Raw genomic sequence first — 14,503 nt, 5'->3', positions numbered from 1 at the left:
CGTGAGCGTAAAAACCGTATCCATTCCGCCGTCGTTTATTCTGGGCGCGGCGGCGTCGGCCTGGCAAACTGAAGGCTGGGAGGGCAAAAAAGAGGGCCAGGATTCGTGGCCTGATCTCTGGTACAAGAATGACAGACACGTCTGGCATGAGGGCTTCGGCCCGGCGGTGGCAACGCAGTTCTATACCCGTTTTCGCGAAGATGTGCAGTTGATGAAAGATGCGGGACTGACCCATTACCGCACCTCAATTAACTGGTCGCGTTTTCTGACCGACTACGAAAAGGGTGTAGTCGATGAAGAGTACGCCGCCTATTACGACGCGCTGTTTGCGGAGATGGCGCGACAGGGCATCGTACCGATGATCTGCCTCGAACACTACGAGCTGCCGGGCTACCTGCTGGAAACCTACGGGGGCTGGGCGTCGAAAAAAGTGGTTGAGTTGTACCTGCTGTATGTCGAAAAAGTCTTTGAACGCTTTCATCAAAAAGTGACGCGCTGGTTCACCTTTAATGAACCCATTGTGGTGCAAACCCGTGTCTACCTGGATGCGCTGCGCTGGCCCTACGAGCAGAACACTTCAACCTGGATGCAGTGGAATCACCATAAAAATCTCGCTACGGCGAAGGTGGTGAAGCTATTCAGGGAGAAGGGCTATGAGGGTACGGTGGGCTGTATTCTCAACCCGGAGGTCACTTACCCACGCTCGCGTGCGCCTCACGACCTGCGTGCCGCTGAAATGTACGATCTCTTTTACAACCGTGTGTTTCTCGACCCGATGGTGAAGGGGGAGTATCCGGCGGAACTGTTCGTGGTGCTGGAAAAGCATCAGGTGAGCTGGGATTACACCGATGAGGAGCTGGCGATTATCCGGGAGAATACCGTTGATGAGCTGGGCATTAACCTCTATTACCCCCACCGGGTGAAAGCGCCTTCCCGCGCCTGGCACCCCGAAACGCCGTTCCATCCGGCCTATTATTACGAGCCATTCGACTTGCCGGGCCGACGAATGAACAAATCCCGCGGCTGGGAAATCGGTCCGTTCATCATTTACGACATGGCGATGCGCATTAAAAACGAGTACGGCAACATTCCCTGGTTTGTGGCCGAGAGCGGTATGGGCGTTGAGAACGAAGGGCAGTTTCGTAATAGCGATGGCGTAATTGAAGATGATTACCGCATTGCCTTCATTGGCGAGCATCTTTATCAGACGCTCCGCGCCCGGAAAGACGGGGCTAACTGCCAGGGCTACATGTTATGGGCATTTACCGACAACGTTTCGCCGATGAACGCTTTTAAGAACCGCTACGGGCTGGTGGAAATAGATCTTGAGAACAACCGCGACAGGCGGGCGAAAACGTCGCTGCACTGGTATCGCCGCTTAAGCAAAGAGCGGCAGCTTACGCTGACCGTTGATGATGAATGGAAATAAGGAGCTGTGATGAAACGCATCGTTTTATGTTGCTCGGCCGGGATGTCCACGTCGCTGGTGGTCACAAAAATGGAGAAAGCGGCGGCAGAGCGTGGGCTGGAACTGAAGATCTACGCTATTGCAGAACAGAGTCTGCGTGATGAACTGGAAAGCCATAACAGTGAGATTATCGCGGTACTGTTGGGGCCGCAGGTTCGATTCAAACTGGCGGAAAATAAAAAGCTTACTGATGAATATAACATCCCTGTCGATGTTATCGATTCGGTTGCTTACGGCACCTTAAATGGCGCGAAAGTTCTCGATCAGGCGCTAAGTTTGGTAAGATAGCGCCCTCAGGCCGGGGCACTCCCCGGCCCGCGCTTTTCATTCTATCAATAGGTGATTCTGTGGAAAAAGCCGTCATCCCGCCGGAGAAAAAACAGTACCAGGAGATTGGCGAAGATTTACGAGCACAAATCATCCAGGGCCACTATCCCGTGGGCTCCCGCCTCCCGCCAGAGCGTAATATTGCGGAAAAATATGGCGTCAGCCGCACCATCGTGCGCGAAGCACTGTTGATGCTCGAGTTACAGGGTACGGTGGATATCCGTCAGGGCTCGGGGGTCTACGTCATGCGTATCCCTCAGGAGCACGAAAACGAAGAAGAGCGTTTTTTAAGCAGCGATGTCGGCCCGTTCGAAATCCTGCAAGCTCGCCAGCTGCTGGAGAGCAATATTGCCGCTTTCGCGGCCAAAATGGCGACGCGGGCGGACATCGACAACCTGCGCCGCATCCTTGAGCAGGAACAACGTGCCATCGCCCTGAACGACACCTCACAGGACAACAGTAAAATGTTTCACCTGGTGCTGGCGGGGGCATCGCAAAATCAGATGCTACTGGCAACTGTGGAGAGCGTCTGGCACCACATGGACAGCAGCCCGCTATGGCAACAATTCAACGTCCACATTGCCAGCCGCCCCTACCGCTTAAAGTGGCTTGGCGACAGGCAAACCCTGCTTGCTGCGCTGCGCCGCCGCGACGTGATGGGAGCCTGGCAGGCCATGTGGCAGCACCTTGAGAATGTAAAAAAGAGTTTGCTGGAGCTGTCGGACGAAGATGCCCCGGACTTTGACGGTTATCTGTTTGAATCGGTGCCAATTTTTCAGGGGAAACTGATGTGAAGGTGGTTCCCTTATACGAGGTCCCCTGGCATGCAGAACAGGTGACCGAGTGGTTGTGGCGTGAGTTTGGTGACGCTCTGCCGCGGGCCTTTTTCGCGAGCATCATTGAACACAGCCAGCGGCCGGGTGAGTTACCACTGACTTTCGTGCTTCTGGACGGCGAGACGCTTTCAGGTACGGTTGGGTTGTGGCGTTGCGATCTTATCAGCCGTCAGGATCTCTTCCCGTGGCTTGCCGCGCTCTACGTGGATGAGGCTGCGCGGGGAAAAGGGCTGGCGCGTCTGCTTCAGCAACACGTGATTGATTACGCACGTGAAATGGGCTTTGCGCAGCTGCACCTTTACTCTGCCTGCCGCGATTTTTATGAGCGTTTTGGCTGGCACTATATCGGTGACGGCCTCGATTACCCGGACACGACCGTCCACCTTTACCGCTTTACGCTTTAGCTTTCCTGCGGTGTGATAACCGAATGGCGTCGCACCAGCGTCGGGTTAAACAGATGAGTGATTTCAGGCAGCGGGCGGTTTTCCGCCAGCGCCAGCGCCAGCTCGGCGGCCTGAGTTGCCATCGTTACAATCGGATAGCGCACGGTGGTTAAACGAGGCCGCACGTAGCGTGAGACCAGAATGTCATCAAAGCCAATTAACGAGATCTCCTCCGGAACCGCAATACCATTATCACTCAGCACACCCAACGCCCCGGCGGCCATCGAGTCGTTATAACAGGCCACGGCGGTAAAGTTTTTGCCGCGCCCTAACAGCTCCGTCATGGCCTGCTCGCCGCCGCTTTCATCCGGTTCCGCAAAGGTTACACGTCGGTCGTTACAGGGAAGTCCATGCTCTTTCAACGCATCGTAATAGCCCTGCAAGCGATCGTCAGCATCGGAAATTTCGTGGTTGGAGCAGAGATAGCCAATACGGGTATGACCCTGCTGAATAAGGTGACGGGTGGCAAGCCAGGCACCATAGCGATCATCGAGCGCTACGCAACGCTGTTCATAGCCGGAAACAATACGGTTGATCAGCACCATACCGGGCATCTGTTTCATTAATCCGATGAGCTCTTCATCCGGGATCATCTTGGCATGTACCACCAGTGCGCCACAGCGATGGCGCATCAGTTGTTCAATGGCGTTACGCTCTTTTTGTTCGTTGTGATACCCATTGCCAATCAGCAGGAAATTGCCCGTGGCGGAAGCCACTTGCTCAACCGCTTTAACCATTGCCCCAAAGAAGGGATCCGACACATCCCCTACGACCAGACCGACCGTTTCCGTTGACTGCTGCGCCAGCGCGCGGGCATTTGCATTGGGGTGATAACTCAGGCTCTCCATTGCTGTTTTTACCGCCAGCCGTGAGCTTTCGCTGGCTTTAGGAGAGTCATTGATAACGCGGGATACCGTGGCGACAGAAACACCTGCAAGCCGGGCTACATCTTTAATTGTCGCCATTGCATACCTTCATTGGGGGAAGCGGTTACACGGAGACTAATGGTACGGGAATACAGTGGCTAATCAAGAAGGTTGATGTGCCGCATTACATAAACGTGACCTGACACAGTGCCCGGTGGTGAAACTGTTACACCACAAATATATCCTGAAAAACACAATTAATACCTTTAGTTACACTTTGCGAAGGGCTGTTGCTTTTGACCGCTGGAGCGGCCGGGATACCCATTGCTAAAGTGATTATCCCAGAGGTATTGATAGGTGAAGTCAACCCTGAGGGTTGAGCACTTGAATTACACCGACCTGCGCAGATGTGCAGGTTTTTTTTTGCCTTTCATCCATCTGTAACAGTAAAAACCCTTCGACACACCTGGTTGCACTTAGGGGCATTCGCTTGCTTTTTTCCGGTGGAAAGCCCGTCCTCCGGCAACCACAATCAAGATCCCAGAGGTATTGATAGGTGAATTTTTCAGTACGCTTTTCGTACTCATTTTTTGCACCAGCCTGCGCAGATGCGCAGGTTTTTTTTCGCCTTAATTTCTCCCGCCCCACTTCTCGTGTAATCTGCCACAATTTACGCATCTCTCGTCGAATCGACTGACAAAAGGAGTTGAAATGTTATTTGGCTTTTTCCGCGAACTTTTTCGCGTCCTGTTTCGTGTGCAACTGACTGGCGATACGCAGGCTCTGAAAGGGGACCGCGTACTTATCACACCGAATCATGTCTCGTTTATTGACGGTATTCTGCTTGCGTTGTTCCTGCCCGTTCGTCCCGTGTTCGCGGTTTACAGCTCCATCAGCACCCAGTGGTATATGCGATGGCTGAAACCCTTTATTGATTTCGTTCCCCTTGATCCAACGAAGCCGATGTCGATAAAGCACCTGGTACGCTTGATTGGTGAAGGGCGCCCGGTTGTGATTTTCCCCGAGGGGCGCATTTCGGTCTCCGGCTCGTTGATGAAGATTTACGATGGTGCCGGTTTTGTGGCGGCAAAGTCTGGCGCAACCGTGGTGCCGGTGCGTATTGAAGGAGCGGAATTGACCTTTTTCAGCCGTCTGAAAGGGCTGGTCAGACGCCGCCTCTTCCCGCGTATTCATCTGCATATTTTGCCTGCGACCCACGTACCTATGCCGGACGCACCTCGTGCCCGCGATCGTCGTAAAATGGCCGGGGAGATGCTGCATCAGATCATGATGGAAGCGCGTATGGCGGTGCGTCCACGTGAAACCCTGTATGAGGCTTTCCTGTCAGCACAATATCGTTATGGGGCGAATAAGCCTTGTGTGGAAGATATTAATTTCACCCCTGACTCCTACCGCAAATTGCTCACCAAGACGCTTTTCGTCGCCCGTATTCTGGATAAATACACCGCGCCTGGGGACAAAATCGGTCTGATGCTGCCAAACGCTGCCATTAGCGCGGCGGTTATTTTCGGTGCCATTGCTCGTGGTCGCATCCCGGCAATGATGAACTACACCGCCGGGGTGAAAGGGCTGACCAGCGCCATTACGGCGGCGGAGCTTAAAACCATCTTTACCTCGCGCACCTTTATGGACAAAGGCAAGCTCTGGCACCTGCCTGAACAACTGACGCAGGTGCGCTGGGTCTATTTAGAAGATCTGAAAGGCAGCGTAACGCTGGAGGATAAGCTGTGGATCTTCAGCCGCGTAGTGATGCCAGGGCTGGCGCAACTGCCGCAAAAACCGGAAGATCCGGCCATCATTCTTTTCACTTCGGGTTCCGAGGGTAATCCGAAAGGGGTGGTGCACAGCCACAAAAGCATTCTGGCGAACGTCGAGCAAATCAGAACCATTGCCGACTTCACTGCCAACGATCGCTTTATGTCTGCACTGCCGCTGTTCCACTCCTTTGGCCTCACCGTTGGGCTATTTACACCGCTGCTGACCGGGGCCGAAGTGTTCCTTTATCCAAGCCCGTTGCACTACCGCATCGTGCCAGAGCTGGTCTACGACCGTAACTGCACCGTGCTGTTTGGCACCTCTACCTTCCTTGGCAACTATGCCCGCTTTGCTAATCCTTATGATTTCTTCCGTTTGCGTTATGTGGTTGCCGGCGCGGAGAAACTCCAGGAGAGCACGCGGCAGATCTGGCAGGACAAATTTGGCCTGCGCATTCTGGAGGGGTATGGCGTAACGGAGTGTGCGCCGGTGGTGTCAATCAACGTGCCGATGGCGGCGAAACCCGGCACGGTGGGGCGTATTCTGCCTGGCATGGATGCACGTCTTATGGCGGTCCCCGGCATTGAAGACGGTGGACGTTTGCAGTTAAAAGGCCCTAACGTGATGAACGGGTATCTGCGGGTAGAACGTCCGGGCGTGCTTGAAGCCCCGTCGGCAGAAAATGCGCAAGGTGAAACAGAAGCAGGCTGGTATGACACCGGCGACATCGTCCGTTTTGATGAACAGGGATTTGTGCAGATTCAGGGACGTGCCAAACGCTTTGCCAAAATCGCCGGGGAGATGATTTCGCTGGAGATGGTTGAGCAGCTGGCGCTCGCGGTCTCTCCGGAGAAGATGCACGCCACGGCGATTAAATCAGATGCCAGTAAAGGTGAAGCATTAGTGTTGTTTACTACCGATGACGCGCTGACGCGAGAAAAACTGTCGCAGCAGGCGCGTGCGCAGGGGGTGCCGGAACTGGCGGTACCACGCGATATTCGTTTCCTCAAGCAGTTACCGTTGCTGGGCAGCGGGAAGCCTGACTTTGTGACCTTAAAAAATATGGTAGAAGAGGCAGACACCCAACATGCATGAGTCAGTACACACTAACACCTCGCTGTGGTCCCGGGGCATGAAGGCGGTGGTTGCCGCCCAGTTTCTCTCGGCCTTCGGTGACAATGCGCTTTTGTTCGCGACGCTGGCGTTACTCAAGGCTGAGTTTTACCCCGACTGGAGTCAACCTGTCCTGCAAATGGTGTTTGTGGGCGCTTACATTGTTTTTGCCCCTTTCGTCGGGCAGGTGGCAGACAGCTTCCCCAAAGGTCGCGTGATGATGGTGGCCAATGGCCTCAAACTGCTTGGCGCGGCCTGCATTTGCGTGGGGATCAACCCTTTCATTGGCTATACGCTGGTGGGCGTGGGGGCGGCGGCGTATTCCCCGGCGAAGTACGGCATTCTTGGGGAACTCACCACCGGCGATAAGCTGGTGAAAGCGAACGGGCTGATGGAGTCGTCAACCATTGCCGCTATCCTGCTCGGTTCAATGGCCGGGGGGATTCTGGCTGACTGGCACGTACTGGCTGCACTCAGCGTGTGTGCACTGGTCTATGCCGGTGCGGTAGCGGCAAACCTCATGATCCCGCGTCTGGCGGTTGCAAGGCCCGGGCAGTCGTGGCGCTTTACGCCAATGACCCGCAGCTTTTTCACGGCCTGCACCGTGCTCTGGCGTAACGGTGAAACACGCTTTTCCCTGGTCGGTACCAGCCTGTTCTGGGGTGCAGGCGTCACGCTGCGCTTCCTGTTAGTGCTGTGGGTGCCCGTGGCGCTCGGCATCACCGATAATGCTACTCCTACCTACCTTAACGCGATGGTGGCGGTAGGCATTGTGGCAGGTGCCGGACTGGCCGCGAAGCTTGTGACCCTTGAGAAGGTGGCACGCTGTATGCCCGCCGGGATTTTGATTGGTGTGGCGGTCGCCTTCTTTTCGTTACAACATGCATTACTTCCGGCCTACGGCATTCTGATGCTGATTGGTCTGTTGGGCGGTTTTTTTGTTGTGCCGCTTAATGCGCTGCTACAGGAGCGGGGGAAACGTACCGTCGGCGCAGGAAACGCCATCGCCGTGCAGAACCTCGGTGAGAACACGGCTATGTTACTGATGCTGGGGCTCTACTCACTGGCGGTGAAGGTGGGTGTGCCCGTTGTCGGCGTAGGCGTCGGCTTCGGTGTTCTGTTCGCGCTGGCGATTACCGTATTGTGGGTCTGGCAGCGACGTCGCTAACAGAGAGGCCGGGTAAACCCGGCCTTTTTCGTATTACGGTGCCGGGTAGGTATAAACCTGATGCACCGCTTCAATCTCAGTCAGCACCTCTTCGCTCAACTCCAGATGCAGACTCTCTACGTTGGTTTTCAGTTGCTCCATCGTCGTTGCACCTAACAGCGTGCTGGCGACGAACGGCTGGCGGCGTACGAACGCCAGTGCCATCTGCGATGGATCAAGGTTGTGGCGTTTAGCGATATCCACATACGCGGCAACGGCTTTTTGCGCTTGCTCACCGCTATAGCGGGTAAAGCGGCTGAACAAGGTATTACGCGCTCCCGCTGGTTTTGCGCCGTTTAAGTATTTACCGCTCAGGGTGCCGAAGGCGAGGCAGGAGTACGCCAGCAGCTCAACTCCTTCATATCGGGTCACTTCCGCCAGACCCACCTCATAGCTACGGTTGAGCAGACTGTAGGGATTCTGAATAGTGACGATTCGCGGCAGCTCATGTTTTTCTGCCAGTTGCAAATAACGCATAACCCCAAAGGCGGTTTCATTAGATACGCCGATGTAGCGGATCTTCCCTGCACGCTGGAATTCCGTCAGGGCTTCCAGCGTTTCCAGCAGGGTGATGACCGGTGCGGAGTCGGTCCATTTATAACCCAGGGTGCCAAAGCAGTTAGTGGCGCGTTGTGGCCAGTGCACCTGGTAGAGATCAAGATGATCGGTTTGCAGGCGCTTCAGGCTCTCTTCAAGCGCAACACGGATATTTTTACGATCGAGCGCCTGGTTTGGGCGGATACCGCTGTCGTTATTACGCGAGGGGCCACTGACTTTAGAGGCGAGTACCACCTTCTCGCGATTGCCGCGTTTTGCCAGCCAGTTGCCAACGTAGGTTTCAGTCAGCCCCTGTGTTTCAGGCCCGGGTGGAACGGGGTACATCTCCGCAACGTCAATCAGGTTAATGCCCTGGCTGATGGCGTAATCCAGCTGTGCGTGGGCGTCGGCTTCGCTATTCTGTTCACCAAACGTCATTGTGCCCAGCCCCAGGGTGCTTATCTCAAGCGAACTATGGGGAATACGGTGATAGTGCATAGCCAACTTCCTTACGTACTTTCAACGTCAGATGCCTGACAAAGGACTATAAACATGGCAGAGGGGAGAAAAAAGGGAAAGAGAAATTAGCAGGAAAGGTCAGCAGGTCACTGACCTTTAAAGGAATCTTTTAGCGCTCGAGGATCTGAGAAACATCATCGCGGTTAATCTGCATTTTATTACCTTGTTGATCGCGGTAGCTGACCAGCCCGGTATCATCATCAACTTGTGGTTTTCCTTCCGTCAGGATCATCCTGCCGTCTTTGGTCGCCATCACATAATCACTGCTACATCCTGACACTGCAAATGCTAAACCTACTGCTGAAATAAGCACTGCCCAGTTTTTCATTCTTCCATCCTCCTCTGACCTGTTTAATACAGTAGTGTAGTAATAACCTGATGTTACGGGACAAAAAAGCGGGAAAATCTTAAACCGGGAACAAAAGCAGAATAAGAAGCGCTTCCCCTGGGGGGAAGCGTTGAATTACAGTGGTTTTTTCTTGTTGCGCAACAAATTAAGACTTTCCACGGCGATAGAGAAAAACATCGCAAAGTAGATGTAGCCTTTTGGTACGTGAATCGACACGCTTTCCAGAATCAGGGTAAACCCGACCAGAATTAGGAAGGAGAGTGCCAGCATCTTAACGGAGGGGTGACGGTCAACGAATTCGCCAATTGGCCGTGCCGCAAACATCATCACGCCCACCGAAATTACCACTGCTGCCATCATAATAAACAGGTGATCGGACAGGCCAACCGCCGTAATGACAGAATCCAGACTGAAAATAATATCCAGCAGCATGATCTGCACGATTGCGCCGAGGAAGGAGTTCACGTTGGTTTTGAGACTCTCCTCTTCACCTTCGATCGTTTCATGAATCTCTTTACTGGCTTTCCAGATAAGGAAAACGCCGCCAAGGAAGAGAATCAGGTCACGGGCGGAGACGGCATGGCCGAACACATCAAACAGTGGGGTGGTGAGTTTGGTTATCCACGCAATGGAGGCCAGCAACAGTAACCGCATGATCATTGCAGCACCAAGCCCCAGCCGGCGGGCATAGTTGCGTTGTGCGGTAGGAAGTTTTGCGACAACCAGAGAGAGGAAAATAATGTTGTCGATCCCAAGCACTATTTCCAACAGCGTTAACGTGCCGAGGGCAAGCCAGGCGTTGGGATCGGTAATCCATGCAAATAACATCTATAAAAGTCCTGCCAAATGAAGAAGCGCTGATTATAAGCGTGAGGCGGGCAGAGGTAAAAAATTAATCCCCCTGAATAAAGAAATGCCGCGCCAGCAGGGCGCCGGTGAAATTCTTTTTCAGATAGAATCCACGGGGCAGCGTCATTATGCGCTCTCCCTTCGCGCCGACCGCCTCGGTAAGCGCTTTGCTGTTTGCGGCTTTTGGTCGAAGCTGCAAAACATCCCCGTGACGGGCGGTAATGCGTTCGACGTGACCGAGAACAATCAAATCCATCAGTTCTTCCCAGTCCAGGCGAAGCTGTCTCTCTTCTTCATCATCAGGGCTCCAGAGCAGGGGAGAGCCAACCCGCCGCTCGCCAACAGGGATGTCGCGCGATCCTTCGATAGGGATCCACAACACGCGATGTAACTTATGGCGCACGTGGCTGGTTTCCCAGCTCACGCCGGTGTTGCCCGTTAAGGGAGCGACGCAGACAAAGGTAGTTTCCAAAGGACGTCCTGCGCTATCCACAGGAATGGTTTTCAATTCAACGCCTAAATGGGCGAAATCCTGCTCCGGTTTGCTGCCCGCACTCGCGCCAAGCCATTGCTCCAGTAGGATGCCGGTCCAGCCTTTATCACGTTTAAGATCCCGGGGAACGGGCAGGCCAATGCGTGTGGCAAGTTCACCGAGCGTGTAACCGGCCAGAGACTGGGCCTGTAAAAAAAGCTGGGTTTCAGATTGCGGTGGGGATGTGAGTGGACAAAGTTCGGACATACTCAGACCTTGGTTAAAAAATGAACAGCATTTATACACCGTGTGAATTAAACGTCTGCATTTGGGAAAATGATAAAAAACTACCTGATTACTAAGTCATTTTTCTCTCGTGACCTCTCAGTTGCGCAACAAAGCATGAAGTTGTTCAAATCTGGTCACTGACAATGAACAGGATCTTACACCATGTTATCCACAGAAAAATGGGATAACTGGGTAAAACTCTCACTACTGGTTCGATCTACAGCCTTGACGCGCGACGAAATTCCAATTTTTGCGCAAAATGTGCCTAAGATAGTGGCATAATCTGTGGATAAAAACGACGTTGTTCGATCTTTCATCAGTCGAAGGATCGGTAAGGTGATGATCGTCACATTATGCAATGTAATCATCAAAAATTTAAATGTAACGCTATGAATGAAAGGCATTTATTTTGCAGCGATAATTCAGCTGTTTTCGGATAACTCTGGGTTTTCCCGTGGTAAACCTCGGGTTCTTCACAACTCTATCCACAGAAAACGTGAATAAAACCCGATCCGTCAGGGGGCGTCTGTTTATAACTATGGCGATAACTGTGAGTTATTCAATTGTTATCCGTTTGTTCCGCTGTAATTGAGTGGTTTACCGTTTTCCACGAGTGTGAAACAATCGTTTGATTCAGGTTTATTTTGAGGTAGTCCGGTGATTGATGACGATGGCTACCGCCCAAATGTGGGTATCGTAATCTGTAATCGGCAGGGCCAGGTTATGTGGGCCAGACGCTTCGGACAGCACTCATGGCAATTCCCCCAGGGGGGAATCAATCCTGGTGAATCTCCGGAGCAGGCAATGTACCGGGAACTGTTCGAGGAAGTGGGCTTAAATCGTAAAGATGTTCGAATCCTTGCTTCTACCCGTAACTGGTTGCGTTACAAGTTACCGAAACGTTTGGTGCGTTGGGACACAAAGCCGGTTTGTATCGGCCAGAAACAAAAGTGGTTTCTTTTGCAATTGGTCAGTAGTGATGCTGACGTTAATATGCAAACCAGTAGTACCCCTGAGTTTGATGGCTGGCGATGGGTAAGTTACTGGTATCCTGTTCGTCAGGTGGTGTCGTTTAAGCGCGATGTCTACCGACGGGTGATGAAAGAATTTGCAGGCGCAGTGATGTCGCTTCAGGAAACACCACCTAAGCCGCAAAATGCTCCTGCCTGGCGACGTAAAAGAGGTTAAGCCACGCACATTATGCTCACCCGACTGCGAGAGATCGTTGAGAAAGTCGCCAGCGCACCGCGTTTAAACGAAGCGCTGGAAATTCTGGTCACAGATATTTGTCATGCGATGGACACCGAGGTGTGTTCTGTTTACCTCGCTGACCATGACAGACGCTGTTATTACCTGATGGCAACGCGCGGTTTAAAAAAGCCGCGCGGGCGCACGGTCACACTCGCATTCGATCAGGGTATTGTCGGTCTGGTTGGCAGGCTCGCTGAGCCTATCAACCTGGCTGATGCGCAAAAGCATCCCAGTTTTAAATTCATCCCCGCCGTAAAAGAAGAGCGCTTTCGCGCGTTTCTTGGGGTGCCTATCATTCAGCGTCGCCAGCTGCTTGGCGTGTTGGTCGTCCAGCAGCGTGAGCTGCGTCAGTTCGACGAAAGTGAAGAGTCTTTTCTTGTTACGCTCGCCACGCAAATGGCGGCAATCCTTTCGCAGTCCCAGTTAAACGCCCTGTTTGGTCAGTATCGTCAGACGCGAATTCGTGCGCTGCCGGCCTCGTCGGGTGTTGCGATTGCACAAGGGTGGATGGATGAAACCCTGCCACTGATGGAGCAGGTTTACGAAGCGTCGACGCTCAATACGACGCTGGAACGTGAACGACTGACCAGCGCCCTGGAAGAGGCGGCGAGTGAATTTCGTCGCTACAGCAAACGTTTTTCCGCGGGGGCGCAAAAAGAGACTGCCGCCATCTTCGATCTTTATTCGCATCTGCTGTCCGATGCACGTCTGCGTCGCGAACTCTTTGCCGAAGTCGATAAAGGCCTGGTGGCAGAATGGGCGGTGAAGACCGTGATTGAGAAGTTTGCCGAACAGTTTGCCTCCCTCAGCGATGGCTACCTGAAAGAACGTTCCGGTGACTTACGCACGCTGGGCCAGCGCCTGCTCTTCCATCTTGATGACAACATTCAGAGCCCAAATACCTGGCCTGAGCGTTTTGTGCTGGTGGCAGATGAACTGTCGGCCACCACGCTGGCAGAATTACCGCACGACAGGCTTGCAGGTGTCGTGGTACGCGACGGTGCGGCCAACTCACACGCAGCCATTATGGTGCGTGCGCTGGGCATTCCAACGGTCATGGGTGCGGATATCCAGCCCTCGGTCCTTCATCGCAGAACGCTGGTGGTGGACGGTTATCGGGGGGAGTTACTTGTCGATCCTGAACCCGTCCTGCTGCAGGAATACCAGCGTCTCATTACCGAAGAGAATGAGTTAACCCGGCTGGCAGAAGATGATGTAAATCGTGCCGCCCACCTGAAAAGCGGCGAACGCATTAAGGTGATGCTTAATGCGGGGTTGAGCCCTGAGCATGAGGAAAAACTTGGCAGCCGCGTTGACGGCATTGGACTTTACCGCACCGAAATCCCTTTTATGTTGCAAAGCGGCTTCCCCTCTGAAGAGGAGCAGGTGGCGCAATATCAGGGCATGTTGCAGATGTTCAACGATAAATCCGTCACGTTGCGAACGCTGGATATTGGTGCGGATAAGCAGCTGCCTTACATGCCCATCAGCGAGGAAAACCCGTGTCTTGGCTGGCGTGGCATCCGTATTACGCTCGATCAACCGGAGATCTTTCTCGTCCAGGTTCGTGCCATGCTGCGCGCTAATGCTGCCAGCGGCAATCTCAGCATCTTATTGCCGATGATTACCAATATTGACGAGGTGGATGAGGCGCGACGGTTAATAGAACGGGCCGGCCGCGAAGTGGAAGAGATGATAGGCTATGCGATCCCGAAACCGCGGATCGGTGTGATGCTCGAAGTCCCTTCGATGGTCTTTATGATTTCGCATCTGGTGAATCGGGTCGATTTTATCTCAATTGGCACCAACGACCTTACCCAGTACATTCTGGCGGTGGATCGCAATAATACCCACGTAGCAAATATGTACGACAGCCTGAACCCGGCGGTTTTGCGCGCGCTGGCCATGATTGCCAAAGAGACGGACCGCCTTGGCATTGAGCTTTGCTTATGCGGTGAGATGGCCGGCGACCCGATGTGTGTCGCGATCCTGATTGGGCTTGGCTTTAATCATCTGTCGATGAATGGTCGCTCGGTGGCGCGTATTAAATACCTGCTGCGCCGCATTGACTTCACTGAAGCGCAGACGCTGGCTAACCGTGCGCTTGACGCACAACTGGCCACCGAAGTTCGTCACCAGATTGCTGCGTTTATGGAGCGGCGGGGTCTGGGTGGGCTGATTCGCGGTGGGCTGTAGGCGATA

Annotated in this window: 13 protein-coding genes and 1 pseudogene; 8 read left to right on the top strand and 6 right to left on the bottom strand. The window is 53.5% G+C overall.

From position 1 onward, the window contains the following. The first annotated feature begins 1 nt into the window (after window position 1). Genes KXR87_RS18640 through KXR87_RS18625 form a run of 4 tightly spaced genes read left to right on the top strand, consistent with a single transcriptional unit; the run spans window position 2 to window position 3,035 of the window. Window positions 2-1,429: a glycoside hydrolase family 1 protein gene (locus KXR87_RS18640; protein ID WP_437433700.1), complete on the top strand. Its 1,428-nt coding sequence runs from the start codon at window positions 2-4 to the stop codon at window positions 1,427-1,429. A 9-nt stretch (window positions 1,430-1,438) separates the two neighbouring features. After that, window positions 1,439-1,756, top strand: coding sequence for a PTS sugar transporter subunit IIB (locus tag KXR87_RS18635; RefSeq protein ID WP_437433699.1), 318 nt, complete (start codon window positions 1,439-1,441; stop codon window positions 1,754-1,756). 59 nt (window positions 1,757-1,815) lie between these two features. Further along, a complete protein-coding gene (locus KXR87_RS18630; RefSeq protein ID WP_437433698.1) occupies window positions 1,816-2,589 on the top strand; it encodes a GntR family transcriptional regulator in 774 nt (257 codons plus the stop codon). Next, the gene (locus tag KXR87_RS18625) at window positions 2,586-3,035 is read left to right on the top strand and encodes a GNAT family N-acetyltransferase (protein ID WP_437433697.1); all 450 of its coding nucleotides are present in this window, start codon (window positions 2,586-2,588) and stop codon (window positions 3,033-3,035) included. The genes KXR87_RS18630 and KXR87_RS18625 overlap by 4 nt, the downstream gene beginning before the upstream one ends. Here KXR87_RS18625 and galR read toward each other — a convergent pair. Next, on the bottom strand, window positions 3,032-4,039 hold the full coding sequence (gene galR / locus KXR87_RS18620; protein WP_437433696.1) for an HTH-type transcriptional regulator GalR: 1,008 nt from the start codon (window positions 4,037-4,039) through the stop codon (window positions 3,032-3,034). The two genes, KXR87_RS18625 and galR, sit on opposite strands and share 4 nt — an antisense overlap. 612 nt (window positions 4,040-4,651) lie before the next feature. On the opposite strand from galR, the gene aas reads away from it, so the two are divergent. Then, window positions 4,652-6,811, top strand: a complete 2,160-nt coding sequence (gene aas, locus KXR87_RS18615) for a bifunctional acyl-ACP--phospholipid O-acyltransferase/long-chain-fatty-acid--ACP ligase (protein ID WP_437433695.1) — start codon at window positions 4,652-4,654, stop codon at window positions 6,809-6,811. Continuing rightward, window positions 6,804-7,997, top strand: a complete 1,194-nt coding sequence (gene lplT / locus KXR87_RS18610) for a lysophospholipid transporter LplT (protein WP_437433694.1) — start codon at window positions 6,804-6,806, stop codon at window positions 7,995-7,997. The genes aas and lplT overlap by 8 nt, the downstream gene beginning before the upstream one ends. A gap of 33 nt (window positions 7,998-8,030) precedes the next feature. Here lplT and KXR87_RS18605 read toward each other — a convergent pair whose 3' ends face one another. The 5 genes and pseudogenes from KXR87_RS18605 to KXR87_RS18585 form a co-directional block, all read right to left on the bottom strand. Then, the gene (locus KXR87_RS18605; RefSeq protein WP_437433693.1) at window positions 8,031-9,071 is read right to left on the bottom strand and encodes an NADP(H)-dependent aldo-keto reductase; all 1,041 of its coding nucleotides are present in this window, start codon (window positions 9,069-9,071) and stop codon (window positions 8,031-8,033) included. Between the two features lie 130 nt (window positions 9,072-9,201). After that, the gene (locus KXR87_RS18600; RefSeq protein ID WP_437433692.1) at window positions 9,202-9,420 is read right to left on the bottom strand and encodes a YgdI/YgdR family lipoprotein; all 219 of its coding nucleotides are present in this window, start codon (window positions 9,418-9,420) and stop codon (window positions 9,202-9,204) included. Between the two features lie 135 nt (window positions 9,421-9,555). Further along, window positions 9,556-10,269, bottom strand: coding sequence for a TerC family protein (locus tag KXR87_RS18595; RefSeq protein ID WP_437433691.1), 714 nt, complete (start codon window positions 10,267-10,269; stop codon window positions 9,556-9,558). A gap of 64 nt (window positions 10,270-10,333) precedes the next feature. Next, window positions 10,334-11,029 carry a DNA mismatch repair endonuclease MutH gene (mutH, locus tag KXR87_RS18590; protein WP_437433690.1) on the bottom strand — a complete coding sequence of 232 codons (696 nt, stop codon included), beginning with the start codon at window positions 11,027-11,029 and terminating at the stop codon, window positions 10,334-10,336. Between the two features lie 151 nt (window positions 11,030-11,180). After that, window positions 11,181-11,255, bottom strand: a pseudogene (locus KXR87_RS18585) (hypothetical protein); the annotation flags it as partial. Between the two features lie 452 nt (window positions 11,256-11,707). On the opposite strand from KXR87_RS18585, the gene rppH reads away from it, so the two are divergent. Both rppH and ptsP read left to right on the top strand, forming a co-directional pair. Next, the gene (rppH, locus tag KXR87_RS18580; RefSeq protein ID WP_437433689.1) at window positions 11,708-12,238 is read left to right on the top strand and encodes an RNA pyrophosphohydrolase; all 531 of its coding nucleotides are present in this window, start codon (window positions 11,708-11,710) and stop codon (window positions 12,236-12,238) included. Window positions 12,239-12,250: 12 nt separating this feature from the next. After that, entirely contained in the window at window positions 12,251-14,497 is a 2,247-nt protein-coding gene (ptsP, locus tag KXR87_RS18575) for a phosphoenolpyruvate--protein phosphotransferase (RefSeq protein WP_437433688.1), read from the top strand. Window positions 14,498-14,503: the final 6 nt, after the last annotated feature.

Source organism: Yokenella regensburgei (assembly GCF_051486985.1).
Lineage (GTDB): Bacteria > Pseudomonadota > Gammaproteobacteria > Enterobacterales > Enterobacteriaceae > CBFFRJ01.
Note: the sequence above shows the minus strand (reverse complement) of the source record. Positions and strands in the feature narration are given on the sequence as shown.

Excerpts from the sequence above, each read along its gene's own strand:
- KXR87_RS18635 (WP_437433699.1), top strand. The coding sequence starts at position 1,439 with ATGAAACGCATCGTTTTATGTTGCTCGGCCGGGATGTCCACGTCGCTG.
- galR (WP_437433696.1), bottom strand. The coding sequence starts at position 4,039 with ATGGCGACAATTAAAGATGTAGCCCGGCTTGCAGGTGTTTCTGTCGCC.
- aas (WP_437433695.1), top strand. The coding sequence starts at position 4,652 with ATGTTATTTGGCTTTTTCCGCGAACTTTTTCGCGTCCTGTTTCGTGTG.
- lplT (WP_437433694.1), top strand. The coding sequence starts at position 6,804 with ATGCATGAGTCAGTACACACTAACACCTCGCTGTGGTCCCGGGGCATG.
- KXR87_RS18605 (WP_437433693.1), bottom strand. The coding sequence starts at position 9,071 with ATGCACTATCACCGTATTCCCCATAGTTCGCTTGAGATAAGCACCCTG.
- KXR87_RS18600 (WP_437433692.1), bottom strand. The coding sequence starts at position 9,420 with ATGAAAAACTGGGCAGTGCTTATTTCAGCAGTAGGTTTAGCATTTGCA.
- KXR87_RS18595 (WP_437433691.1), bottom strand. The coding sequence starts at position 10,269 with ATGTTATTTGCATGGATTACCGATCCCAACGCCTGGCTTGCCCTCGGC.
- mutH (WP_437433690.1), bottom strand. The coding sequence starts at position 11,029 with ATGTCCGAACTTTGTCCACTCACATCCCCACCGCAATCTGAAACCCAG.
- ptsP (WP_437433688.1), top strand. The coding sequence starts at position 12,251 with ATGCTCACCCGACTGCGAGAGATCGTTGAGAAAGTCGCCAGCGCACCG.